General features: G+C 49.0%; 9 protein-coding genes. 8 read left to right on the plus strand and 1 reads right to left on the minus strand.

What is annotated here, in order from left to right; genetic code table 11:
- Nucleotides 1-133: 133 nt before the first annotated feature.
- From CWI73_RS09255 to CWI73_RS09280, 6 genes are all read left to right on the plus strand, one after another.
- On the plus strand, nucleotides 134-2,311 hold the full coding sequence (locus CWI73_RS09255; protein WP_126752529.1) for a TonB-dependent receptor: 2,178 nt from the start codon (nucleotides 134-136) through the stop codon (nucleotides 2,309-2,311).
- A complete protein-coding gene (locus CWI73_RS09260; protein ID WP_126752530.1) occupies nucleotides 2,311-3,888 on the plus strand; it encodes a BCCT family transporter in 1,578 nt (525 codons plus the stop codon). Before CWI73_RS09255 ends, CWI73_RS09260 begins: the two co-directional genes overlap by 1 nt.
- A complete protein-coding gene (locus CWI73_RS09265) occupies nucleotides 3,878-4,795 on the plus strand; it encodes a dienelactone hydrolase family protein (protein ID WP_126752531.1) in 918 nt (305 codons plus the stop codon). Before CWI73_RS09260 ends, CWI73_RS09265 begins: the two co-directional genes overlap by 11 nt.
- On the plus strand, nucleotides 4,782-5,180 hold the full coding sequence (locus CWI73_RS09270; protein ID WP_126752532.1) for an acyl-CoA thioesterase: 399 nt from the start codon (nucleotides 4,782-4,784) through the stop codon (nucleotides 5,178-5,180). The genes CWI73_RS09265 and CWI73_RS09270 overlap by 14 nt, the downstream gene beginning before the upstream one ends.
- 255 nt (nucleotides 5,181-5,435) lie before the next feature.
- Nucleotides 5,436-5,774 (plus strand): helix-turn-helix transcriptional regulator, encoded by a 339-nt coding sequence (locus tag CWI73_RS09275; protein WP_126752533.1) that lies wholly within the window; start codon nucleotides 5,436-5,438, stop codon nucleotides 5,772-5,774.
- Entirely contained in the window at nucleotides 5,764-7,020 is a 1,257-nt protein-coding gene (locus tag CWI73_RS09280; RefSeq protein ID WP_126752534.1) for a type II toxin-antitoxin system HipA family toxin, read from the plus strand. The genes CWI73_RS09275 and CWI73_RS09280 overlap by 11 nt, the downstream gene beginning before the upstream one ends.
- 49 nt (nucleotides 7,021-7,069) lie before the next feature.
- Here CWI73_RS09280 and CWI73_RS09285 read toward each other — a convergent pair whose 3' ends face one another.
- A complete protein-coding gene (locus CWI73_RS09285) occupies nucleotides 7,070-8,785 on the minus strand; it encodes a DUF5666 domain-containing protein (RefSeq protein WP_126752535.1) in 1,716 nt (571 codons plus the stop codon).
- Nucleotides 8,786-8,924: 139 nt separating this feature from the next.
- Here CWI73_RS09285 and CWI73_RS09290 point away from each other — a divergent pair, with 139 nt between their 5' ends.
- Together CWI73_RS09290 and CWI73_RS09295 are read left to right on the plus strand one after the other, a co-directional pair.
- Nucleotides 8,925-9,281, plus strand: coding sequence for a hypothetical protein (locus CWI73_RS09290; RefSeq protein WP_126752536.1), 357 nt, complete (start codon nucleotides 8,925-8,927; stop codon nucleotides 9,279-9,281).
- Nucleotides 9,282-9,412: 131 nt separating this feature from the next.
- Nucleotides 9,413-10,794: retention module-containing protein (locus CWI73_RS09295; protein WP_126752537.1), on the plus strand; the 1,382-nt coding region annotated here is incomplete at its 3' end.

Raw genomic sequence — 10,794 nt, forward strand, 5'->3', positions numbered from 1 at the left:
CCTAAATAAAGTGTCGTATAACCTAAAGTTTAATCTTACCTGAGTTATAGCATACATAACACACTAGAAAGACTTCTTGCCGCTCAAGGCACTCATTTTGGGAACGAACGGGTAAGAAACAATAGGGATAAAGATGAAAACATTATCACAATTTAAATTATCAGCACTTGCATTAACCATTAGTACGCTAACGATACCCTCAGTGACGTTAGCCCAGGACAATCAAAACGAAACAGACGCGCAAGACGAGCAATATGAAACCATTACGGTTACGTCTAACCGCCGTACAAAAAGCTTAAATGAAGTACCTATGGCGGTAACAGCACTGGGCTCAATGACTATTGAGCGCGCAAACGTGCTGGATATTGAAGATGTGGCCGGTATGACACCGGGCTTTTCCATTTCGACTTATAACCCAGTGACACCACAACCGTATATTCGCGGTGTGGGCACAAACTCTAGCTCTGTTGGTGATGACGCTTCTGTGGGCGTGTTTATCGATGATGTTTATGCAGGGCGTGCCGGAGGCTTTCGCTCGGACATGTTCGATATACAGCGTGTTGAAGTACTGCGGGGCCCACAAGGGTCGTTGTACGGGCGCAACGTCGCGGGTGGTGCTATTAGCGTTATTACCAAAGATCCGACCGAGTTTTTTGAAGCTAAGGTTAAAGGAACATTGGGCAGTTACAACCTGATGGAACTTCAGGGCATGGTCAGCGGTCCGGTCGCTGACGATATTAATGGTCGCTTTGCAGGCTCTATCCGTCAGCGCGATGGTTGGGTTGATAACGTCTATACCGGCAATGAACTGCGTGATCAGGACAATAAGTCGTTTCGCGGCAAGCTGGACTTCGACTTGTCTCAGTCCGCTGACTTAATACTCATTGCCGATTATGCCAAAGACACTTTAGAAGGGCCCGGTGCTCGTTCAGTGACACACTATGACGAAGTGTTTGGCTCCAAGTACCCAACGCAAGATGAGATTGACCAGGTCGACTTATACAAAGAAGGTTCTACTGATCGGGAGATTTTTGGGTTATCGGCGAACTTAACCGTTGACTTAGACGAGCATTTATTCACCTCTATAACGGCTTATCGTGAACAGGACTATTACTTCTTTGACGACTTAACCGGCCGGTATTTGCGTGATGCCGGCTTGTCGCTAATGAACGATGCCAGTGAAACTTCCAAACAGATCACCCAGGAGTTTCGTCTGCAAAACCTCACCAACGACCCGTTTGAGTGGACCGCGGGGGTGTACTTATTCAATGAAGAGATTGAACGTCTGGAAGCCTGGGATTCAACCAAAATGTACGAATTACAGGGCGTTGATAACATGAGCTCGCGCGGTGTGTGGGACGCCGCGAATGAAACCGATAGCTACGCCGTATTTGGTGAAGGCAACTACCGTCTAAACGATAACTGGGGGATAACCTTAGGCGGGCGTTATACCTACGACAAGAAAGACTTTGCAGTCGTTGCTTCTGGCGCGCCGGACTTGTTAGGTTTCTTACAGGAAAATTATCAGGTAGCAAAAGAGAAAAGCTGGAACAGCTTTACGCCGAAGCTGACAGTGAACTACTTTTCTGAGCAAGGCGATATGGTGTACCTGACGTTGTCGGAAGGCTACAAAGCCGGAGGTTATAATGGTATTGCCGCTACTGAGCAAGCGGCGGGCGTGCCCTTTGATCAGGAAAAAGCGCGCAACTATGAATTAGGCTTTAAAGCGCGCTTCTTTGACAAGGCTCTGTCGTTAAACGGTGCGGCGTATTTCCTTGATTACACCGACTTGCAGAACTTTACGACCGACATTGAAACCGGTGAAGTGCGAACTGCAACAGGTGACGCTGAAGTAAAAGGTATTGAGCTCGATGCTAACGCCTTTATTACTGACGGACTACGGATGTTTGCGACCTATGCGTATACCGACTCCGAGTTCACCTCGTTTGAAAGTGATGCAAGCGTTGTTGGTAATAGACTGGCTCGTACTCCAGAGCACAGCGGGTCAATTGGTTTTAACTACCAGTGGCTGTTCGATGGCGGGTACACAATGGATTGGCGCACCGATGTCACTTATCAGGACGACATGTTCTTTAGTGTTGCCAACGAGGAAACGGCAAAGACGGACAGCTACGCTTTGGTTAATTCTAACCTTACCTGGGAAACCATGGACGGTTGGGAGTTCTCCGTTTATGGCAAAAACTTAACGGATAAAGAGTATATTGTGCATTCGTTTTCACTAACAGGAGTTGGCTTCGCAATTCAGGGAGAGCCTAGAACTTTCGGAATTAGCGTCGCTAAATCATTCTAATGAAGCAATCGAAACTGGACGTCGCTGTTTTTACACCGGCGTTTATCATCGCAGCTGCTGTGGCGGCTGCGTTGATTTTAGCCCCGATCGAGTCTCAAGCCTGGGCAAGCCAGGCCATGTCAGCCATTACTAATAATTTTGGTTGGCTACTGGTAATTTTTGGGTTTGGCGCTTTTGTCTTTGCGCTTTGGTTGGCTTTTGGTCGCTATGGACAGGTGAAATTAGCGACAGATCACGCCGATAAGGAATACTCAGAAGTTAGCTGGGCGGCGATGATGTTCTCGGCCGGTATTGGTATTGGACTGATGAGCTGGTCGTTTGTCGAGCCGATTTACTATTTGTCGACCCCGCCCCTGGGACTGGAGGCGCACTCCACCGCGGCTTATAACTGGGGACACATGTACACCTTGTTCCATTGGAGCTTCGTTCCATGGACACTCTATGCCATTCCAGCTGTGGCGGTTGCTTATCGCTTGTACGTGCGCGAGCGCCCGTTTTTGCGTATTTCAGAAGCCTGCCGTCCGGTGTTTAAAAAGCAAAGTGATGGGGCCTTAGGCGCACTGACAGACACCCTGATACTACTGGGGTTACTTGGTGGCGCCGGAACTTCGTTAGGACTGGGGGTGCCGTTAGTATCAGAGCTGGTGAGCCACCTGTTTGGTGTGGAAGACTCTATCGGTATGCGTTTAGGAGTCATTGGTTTTTGGGCATTACTGTTTGGCGGCAGCGCCTACCGCGGGTTAAAGCAGGGTATTCGATGGTTGAGCGATATTAACATTGTACTGGCGATTATTGTGGTGCTGTTTGTGTTGTTTGCCGGCCCTACTGTGTTCATTTTGTCACTGACTATGAATAGCCTGGGGTTGCTGCTGGATAGCTTCGCACAAATTAGCTTCTGGCTGGCTCCCATTACCGGCGATAACTTCCCTGACAACTGGACATTGTTTTACTGGGCGTGGTGGATAGCCTATGCGCCACTAATGGGATTATTTATTGGGCGCATTTCCAAAGGGCGCACCATAAAAAGCTTAGTGCTTGGCACACTCACCTGGGGCAGTTTGGGCTGTATGACCTTTTTGGCGGTGTGTGGCGCCTATGCGCAGCACTTGCAACTGACCGGAGCTCTCGATGTATCGAGCATTCTGGGGACGTCGGGCATACCTGCCACCGTTGTCGCGATATTAGAAACCTTGCCGTTTAGCACGTTGGTGATTGGCGTATTTACCTTGTTGAGCTTTGTGTTCTTGGCAACAACGTTAGACTCCTCGGCTTATGTGCTTGCCAGCATTAGCACTAAAAACCTGGCTGGAGACGAAGAGCCTGCGCGCTGGAACCGCGTTGCCTGGGCGGTCATTCTAGCGGCGCTGGCGGTTGGTCTGCTAGTGATTGATGCGCTGGATACCGTGAAAGCGTCCACGATTATGTTGGCACTGCCGCTTATTCCGGTGTTGCTGGTGTTGTTTAAATCTTTATTGAATCAATTACACGATGACTTTGGGCGACAGCTTGCTAAACCTGAGCTGGTGGTATCGACCAAGCATTCGACGAACGGGAAAGGAGTAAAGAATGACAATTAAAACTGTAGGAGCCGTATTCTCAATGGCGGTGCTTGTTGCGTTAACAGCTTGCTCGTCAAACGTGGGAGATAACCGGGCAAGCTTAGAAGAGGCGGTTGATAATGGTATCCAGGAAGATTGGATACTTAAAGCGCAGAAAAATGCCGAGCAAACGGTGTTGACGAAGCCTATGTCGCAGTTACAAAACGAACTTTTGCCGCATGAAAAAGTGTATCTGCCGGATGATAAAACCGATGCACCGTTTCCGACACTGATCTTTCTGCATGGTTGTAGTGGCCCTACGGCGAGCCACGAAGAAGATTGGGCGGAGCGCTTTAATGAGTTAGGGGTTGCGGTTATTGCGGTGGATAGCTACAGCGGTCGTGGTATCGATTGGAACGATGCCTGTAACTTCGAGAAAATGACCCCCTGGGAGCGCTCTGGTGATATTGTGGCGACCATCGAGTCGTTGTCCGAGCGCACGACCTTTGATGAAAAGAATGTCTATCTTGCGGGCTTTTCGCACGGTGCGGGCACCATTTGGACGTTCTTACGCCAGTTATCCGCCGAGAAGAAACCGTTGAGCGTAGCAAGCTGGCCGGAAACGGATTATGAGTCGGTCATTGATGGCGCTTTCATGTTTTACGGCACGTGCCGCGGACAATGGTCAGTCGATATTGACTCGATAATGTTGCTCGGAGGGAATGATAGATACATCGATGAAGCCGAGTGCGTAAACTACAAGCACCCGGAGAATGCTGGTGAGTTTGAGTATGTTGTCTACCCGGGGGCAACGCATACCTTTGATCACGCGGATCCGAACCCTGCAAATGTGGAAGCGGGTAGCGTTTATGACGAGCAGGCAACGCTGGATGCCTGGCAACGCATAAAAGCGATGATTGAGGAGGACGACAATGCCAAACAATAAGGTGTTTACGACCTTTCAGGGCGTTGTGCATCCTTGGCTATGTGATGAAATGGGGCATTTGAACACCCGCAATTATGTTGGAATGTTCGATGATGCCATGCAGCACTTTATGCGCTGTCTTGGTCACAATGCGTCTGAAGCCCGCAAAGACAACCTGGGCTGGGCTGATGTGCGTCACGAAATCGATTATGTGGCTGAGGTACCGGTTGGTGCCTTAGTCCATATTGATTGTCAGGTGGAAAAGCTGGGCAACAAGTCGATTCGTTATCGCCAAACTATGTACCTTAGCGACACAGGAGAGGTTGCGGCGGAGAATGTGGCTACCTCGGTGCTGTTTGATATGAAAGCTCGTAAGGCCGTGCCTTTACCGGATGCCTTTCGTTAAGACAGAGTTTAATACAACCCGCCCGGGCATAGAGTCCGGCGGTCATTACAGCCTGAGGCTATTTGCCTCAGGCGAGATTTTTCAGGCAAAAGTAACCTTCAAATAATCCCTACCACAATAGAAACTGCTAATAATGTTCTCTATATAAACCATAAAAAGTCTTTATGGTTTATATAGAAATCGGCTCTTGATAACCTTCCAATTTGTGCTATATATAAGCCTTAAGCCACTTTTGTGATTCATATATGGAGCATTATGCCAAAGTCTGTTGTAAGAACTTATTCTAAATACACTCAAGAAGCTTTATCGTTACTTGCAGGGTTAATACGTGCTGCAAGGCTTGAGAATAAGATGAGTGCTCAAGAAGTGGCTGACCGAGCGGGCATTTCCCGGAGCATGCTGGTTCGCATAGAAAAAGCTGACCCCAAGTGCGAAATTGGTGCAACGTTTGAGGTGGCCAAAATTGTTGGTGTGAGCTTATTCGAGACAGAACCAAGTCGATTGGCGATGCAGCTTGAGCAGGTTAATGAAAAACTGTCTCTGCTGCCTAAAAGCGCCAGAAAAACAAAAAAGGTAGCCAAGGATGATTTCTAAGCGGGAATACCAGGAAGCGTACGTTTGGATTTGGTTGCCTGATGAAACCAAGCCGACTGTTGCTGGGCGTTTGGAGCCCGACGGCGAGAAGTTATATTTCAACTATGGTAAGAGTTACCTTGAGCGCGTAAAAGATGCCATTCCAATTTACGAACCAGAATTACCGCTAAAACCTGGTGTTTTACCGTTGATGGAAGGCCTTAGTGTTCCAGGGTGTATAAGAGATAGTGCGCCGGATGCTTGGGGTCGTCGAGTTATTATAAACCGTCGGTTAGGTCATAAAGGGAACGATATCGACACGGGGCAGCTTGATGAACTCACCTATTTGTTAGAGTCAGGCTCTGATCGCATAGGCGCTTTAGACTTTCAATTGTCAGCGACTGACTATGCGCCGCGAGTTGCCACGAATGTCACTATGGAAGAATTGGTTGAATCTGCTGAACGGGTTGAAAAAGGCATTCCGCTGACGTCTGAGTTAGACCAGGCATTATTTCACGGCAGCTCGATAGGTGGTGCTCGCCCCAAAGCCTTGATTGAAGAGCAGGGGAAGAAGTATATAGCGAAGTTTTCAGCGAGCAATGACATTTATAGTGTTGTAAAAGCTGAGTACGTTGCCATGCGACTAGCAAGCCTTGTGGGGCTCGATGTTGCTTCCGTTAAGATAGCTCGAGCTGCACATAAGGACGTATTGTTGGTTGAGCGCTTTGACCGGATTGCTAAAGGGGGCGGATGGGCGCGTAAGTCGATTGTATCGGCTCTGACTTTATTTGAACTTGATGACATGATGGCGCGCTATGCAAGTTATGAGACTTTGGCGGAAATTATTCGGGGACGCTTTACTGAACCCAAAAAGACTCTGCGCGAGCTGTTTTGTCGATTAACGTTTAATATTTTGTCCGGTAATACAGATGATCATGCCAGAAACCATGCAGCCTTTTGGGATGGCAAAACACTATCTTTAACTCCTGCTTACGATATTTGTCCTCAGGGACGCACAGAGAACGAAGCTTCTCAGGCAATGATGATTTCCGGAGATAATAAACTGAGTCAACTAAAAACCTGTTTAGAAACTGCTCATAATTTCCTCTTGTCACAGGATGAAGCGAAAGAGATATTCGATCATCAAATTCAGACGATCACGGATAACTGGGAAGCAGTGTGTGATGAAGCGATGCTGAACGAGGTGGATAGACGGTTATTATGGAGCCGCCAATTTCTTAACCCATATTCAATGATACAGAAATAATGGTTCGGTGGCTTATCAGCCACCGAACCAAACCGAGCTTTAAGGAGTGTTACTCTTCGCTGTCGTCGTCCTCGTTTTCGACTTCGGCTTCTTTTACCTCAATAAAGGTTTCTTCAACCCAGACACCTTCCACTTCCAGTACGGTTCCTTCGCTTAGGGCGCTCAGGAAGGTTGTAACGTCGGCGGTGTCATCGTTCAGCTCAAGTTCACTGTTTTGGGTAAAGCGAACCTCGTTACCCTGAATCATTACCGACTGGTTGTCCATGTCGATGGACTGTACCTGGCCTTTAAACTCGATACGGCCAGTGTTGTCATCCGCGTCGTCATCGTCGGACTCCACTTCGACTTCCATGGCTTCCAAGGTATCGCCGTCGTACTCGCCTTCGACTTCAACGCGCAGAGCGTCCTGCTCGCCCGCCAGTGTAACGAACTCGTCGACAGTAAGGTCGTCGTCGGCTTCAAATTCTGTATCCTCATTGAATACAACAGACACATTACCCAACATCATTCCGTCAGCCGTCACATCGGTTGCAACACCGGTGAGCTCGCCGTCGCGTTCGTTCTCGTTGATGCGCTCCACTTTCAGAGCAACGGTGTTGTCGTTATCGTCCTGTTTAGATACGACTTCAAGCCAGTCGTTAACCGCGATGTTATCGAAGGTGAAACGACGTTCGTCCAGGTCGGAATCGTCGTCGTAACGCGTGTCGGCAGTCACCATGAAGGTGGTACCATTCACCACAAAGGTGTTGTCGTCGGAGTTTACGTCGGTGACCTGACCTTCGGTTTTGCTGCGGGCCGTCATGGCTTTGAATTCGATTTCGTCGGCGATAAGCTCGTCACCGTCTAAATGCGCTTCAATTTTGACGATCATGCCGTTGCTCAGTAAGTCCAGGCTGCCGTCTTCAAATTCGGTGTCGGTATCCAATGCAAAATGGTACTGGTTTACGGTAAAGGTGGCGTCGTCGACATCGTAATCGCGAACCATGCCGGCGATGGTAATTTCGTTGATGTCGTCGTCAAAGTCGGTGTTGCTTTTGTTTTCAACTTCGGTTGCGGTGAGCGTCATGGTGTCAGCGTTAAATTCAGTGCCTTCCACTTTGACAAACAGACCGTCGGCTAAGTCATCCGCTGTCATGTCGTCAAACTCCGTGCCGGAGTAATCGATGACAAGCTCATTGATTTTGAAGGTTTGCGTGCTGGTGTCTAACGCACTGACATTGCCGCGCAGTTTCATTTCGTCTTCGTCGCTTTCCACTTCAATGAGCGTGGCGTAAAAATCGCCGTCTTCATTAATGTAACCACTCACTTCCACCAGGTCGCCCAGACTGAGCATCGTAGCGTTGGTGTCTTCGAACGCCGTGAGCTCGTCAAACTGAACCGTTTGACCTAACACTGTAAGCGTTTCAGCGGTGCGGTCGATAAAGCTGACCGGGCCTTGCAGGCTTTCTTCGTAGGTGATTTGGTTGGCTTCGGGGTCGCTGCCGTCGTCGGTAGCGGAGGCCGCTACTTTCACCACCATGCCCACGCGAAGCATGCTTTCATCCGCTGAGGTGTTGTTACCCACGTCGATGTTGGCGTTGTCGGAGGTATAGCGCTGGCCGTTAACATACACACTACCAAAACCGGTAATGACTCCTTCGGTGACGACTGTTGTCGTGCTGCCAGTGTTGTCACCGCCGCCGTTATCCGGTGTGTCATCAGAACCACCACAGGCGGCCAGAACACCCGACATGGCAAGAACGAGTAAGGAATATTTAAAACGCATAATGAAAACCTCTTGTGTAAGTGTGTGACAAACAGCTTGTGTTTATGCTGATGTATTCTAACGTATAAGAAGAATAGCGGTTTTGCTAATGAATACTTGTTAAAACTCTGTAAAACACTCAAATAACGTGAGGTGGAACATGAAAGGGTCATTACTGTTGAGCACACTGGTGGTACTGGCGGGCTGCAGCACCGTAGAGCCAGCCGACGAGCGTCCCGTGACACGGGCGGATATTACGACGTTAATCGGCTCGGCCAAAGCACAACATATCGACAGTTGCAAGGTGTTGCCCTTGGGCAAAAAAGCCTGCGGAGGCCCCGAGCGTTACGTGGTTTACAGCAGCGAAAGCATTACCGACGAGCGGGCGTTACTGGATGCGGTTCATCGCTATAATGAAAACGCCAAAGAGGCGGCTAAAAGGGGGTACTCCACCTGCCAGCACATTCCCGAGCCAGAGCCTCAGTTAGTTGGTGGGATGTGTACGATACCCAATTAAACCTGTGTAGGCTTGATACCTATTTACGCGTGAAAAAAAGATAAAACCTGCACCTGGGTACAATAGGATTTTACACTTGCTTTGATATGGTTAGCCTTGATTAATCCCCATCATTTTTATCGAGGCAACACATGATAGCAACAATTGTTCGTATTGAAGGTAATGTTCAGGTTCAACGCGCAGACGGCTCAATAGAGACACTAGCCGTTGGTGACCAGCTGTTTGAAGGCGATGTTGTATTAACGCCAGAGGACGGTTTTGTGGTTCTTGAATATGAAAACAACGAACAGGTGCTATTAACTGAAGGCGTTGAGTTAGCAATTACTCGCGAGCAGATGTCCGATGAGTCGGTGGATGACTCAGAGTTTGTTGCGAGCGAAGACAGTGTTGATGACATCATCAGCTTACTTGATGAAACAGATGGGGATCTGTTAGAACAATTTGAAGCAACGGCTGCGGGTAACGTTGCCTCCGGTGGGAACACCGGCAGTAACTTTGTGCGCTTGTCTCGTGCGCTGGAAAATGTATACGACACCCCCGTGGGCTTAACGCCTGTCGATATTAATCGTCCCCAAAGCGCAGAAAGTGACATCACGCAACCTGATTTTTCAGGTGTTTCTGGTGGCACCATTAGCGTGAATGCAGAATACGCGCAAGGCACGTCTGGCTTAACGGTTACCGGAACCGTTAGCAACCTTCCTGCAGGGGCGACCGTTTCGTTATTGCTTACCGACTCGCAGGGCAATCAGCTCACAACCTCAACCACGATTGACGCCAACGGCGATTACTCTGTTTCCGGAGTTGACTTGACTGGATTAACCGACGGCGATGTCACCGTGGAAGCCTCTGTGGTGGATGCCACCGGTGCGACGCTTACCGACAGTACTTCGGTAGAAATAGACGAGGTTCAGGGGAACCTAACGGTTGACGTGACAACGGATGGCGGCGTGTTAACCGCGAGTGGTACCTCTGCGGACCTGGCCGAAGGCACGGAAGTGACGGTAACCATTACGGACGCGAATGGTAACACCATTACCGCGACGGCAATTGTTGATGCTGATGGTAATTACACAGTTGATGCCGACGTGTCTGGGTTGACTGACGGTGAGGTCAGTGTTGATGTAACGGCTACCGATAACAACGGTACCGAGCAGACGGCAACTGATACTGCAGAACTGGATAACGTAGCTGGTGACTTAACCGTTGATAGTTCTGTGACTGATGGCAGCATCACCGTATCGGGTACTTCTGCAGACATGCCTGAGGGCACTGAAGTATCTATCACGATCACCGATCAAAATGATAATGCGGTTACAACGACCGCAACTATAACTGCAGATGGCAGTTATACGGTTAATGCTGACGTATCCAGCTTAATAGACGGCGTGTTGACGATTAACGCAGTAGCTAATGATAACAACGGCATTGAACGAACAGATTCAACCGACGATATATTAGATACTACAGCACCAGGTGATGGCATTGATGACAACAACAGCATTGCGTTCGGTGA

Source organism: Idiomarina piscisalsi (assembly GCF_003987095.1).
GTDB lineage: Bacteria > Pseudomonadota > Gammaproteobacteria > Enterobacterales > Alteromonadaceae > Idiomarina > Idiomarina piscisalsi.

Coding starts and splice junctions, on each gene's coding strand:
- CWI73_RS09255 (WP_126752529.1), top strand. CDS start 134: ATGAAAACATTATCACAATTTAAATTATCAGCACTTGCATTAACCATT.
- CWI73_RS09260 (WP_126752530.1), top strand. CDS start 2,311: ATGAAGCAATCGAAACTGGACGTCGCTGTTTTTACACCGGCGTTTATC.
- CWI73_RS09265 (WP_126752531.1), top strand. CDS start 3,878: ATGACAATTAAAACTGTAGGAGCCGTATTCTCAATGGCGGTGCTTGTT.
- CWI73_RS09270 (WP_126752532.1), top strand. CDS start 4,782: ATGCCAAACAATAAGGTGTTTACGACCTTTCAGGGCGTTGTGCATCCT.
- CWI73_RS09275 (WP_126752533.1), top strand. CDS start 5,436: ATGCCAAAGTCTGTTGTAAGAACTTATTCTAAATACACTCAAGAAGCT.
- CWI73_RS09280 (WP_126752534.1), top strand. CDS start 5,764: ATGATTTCTAAGCGGGAATACCAGGAAGCGTACGTTTGGATTTGGTTG.
- CWI73_RS09285 (WP_126752535.1), bottom strand. CDS start 8,785: ATGCGTTTTAAATATTCCTTACTCGTTCTTGCCATGTCGGGTGTTCTG.
- CWI73_RS09290 (WP_126752536.1), top strand. CDS start 8,925: ATGAAAGGGTCATTACTGTTGAGCACACTGGTGGTACTGGCGGGCTGC.